Here is a 421-nt window from a genome sequence, read left to right as displayed (position 1 = left end):
GATTGATGATCTCGTCGCGCATGGGGCAGCCGGACACGGTGAGCAGGACCCCGACGTCGACCGAGCCGTCGTCGAGCACGCGAACCGACGAGACCATGTCCAGCTCGGTGATGGGACGACCGATCTCGGGATCGTGCACCGTCGCCAGAGCCGACTGGACCGCGTCGGGGGAAGGCCGGGATAGGGACAAGGGAAACCTCAGTCACAGGTTGGTATCAGGTGCGGCCCGCCGGGCCGCCTGTGGGTCCACGATAGCCCGCGGGGGACGTGACGGTGCCGGCTCACAATCCCCGTCTGCCGTGTTCGGCGGACCGGGGAGCGTGCCCCGCCCTGTCGGCTTCACGACGGGTGCGGAGCGTGCCCATCGCCATGACCAGGGGTGATTGTGTCCCGGTATAGGATCTGTCGCTGATCTGTGATT

Annotated in this window: 1 protein-coding gene; it reads right to left on the bottom strand. The window is 67.0% G+C overall.

The genetic code is table 11. The features are described 5' to 3' along the window. Nucleotides 1–190 (bottom strand): iron-sulfur cluster assembly protein (locus tag ACY45C_RS19840; RefSeq protein WP_462189072.1); only part of this gene is annotated, 190 nt, incomplete at its 3' end. Nucleotides 191–421: the final 231 nt, after the last annotated feature.

Source organism: Frankia sp. CcWB2 (assembly GCF_977927585.1).
The sequence above is the reverse complement of the archived record's forward strand: the minus strand, read 5'-3'. Positions and strand labels throughout refer to the sequence as shown.